This is a genomic window from Pseudomonas sp. SIMBA_067, assembly GCF_046534675.1.
Classification (GTDB): domain Bacteria; phylum Pseudomonadota; class Gammaproteobacteria; order Pseudomonadales; family Pseudomonadaceae; genus Aquipseudomonas; species Aquipseudomonas putida.
Genome location: NZ_JAWRYH010000044.1, coordinates 1 through 494 on the forward strand (window position 1 = coordinate 1; position 494 = coordinate 494).

A 494-nucleotide genomic window follows, 5' to 3' on the forward strand; every position below is an offset into this window, starting at 1 on the left:
CCGGGTCGTGCATCAGCCACACCGCCGAAAGGCGGATACCCCTGTCGGGGCCGTATTCGGTACCGGGCAGTGTGTCGGGGAACGCTGAGGCTGAGAGAGGGCGGGAACTGTCAGAAGAAGATAGCGAAGAGGTGCGGGCCTCTTCCGAACGCTGCGCCTGCGTGGTCAGCACCAGACGGAACTCCCGCCCGGCACCGTCCGTCACGCCGGTGATTTCCCCGGCCAGGTCGCCTGCGGCCTCACGCCGGTACGTCAGCGTCCGCCCGAAACGGTCTGCCAGCCCGGTAAGCACCCGGTACGGCGGCAGCGGCGCTGGCAGTACGTCCTCAGCACCCGGTACCCGCTCTGACCACCCCAGTATCCACCACGGCCCCTGTGCGCTGTTGGTCGCCAGGTAAAGATGCGGGCTTAACCGGATATCCGGCGGCAGCGCCCCCCACAGCCGCGCCAGCGTGTGGCCGTCCGGCTGCGCTGCCTTACCACCGCGCACCAGC

General features: G+C 69.0%; 1 pseudogene. It reads right to left on the reverse strand.

What is annotated here, in order from left to right:
- Nucleotides 1–494: pseudogene (locus tag SB765_RS27975) on the reverse strand (hypothetical protein); the annotation flags it as partial.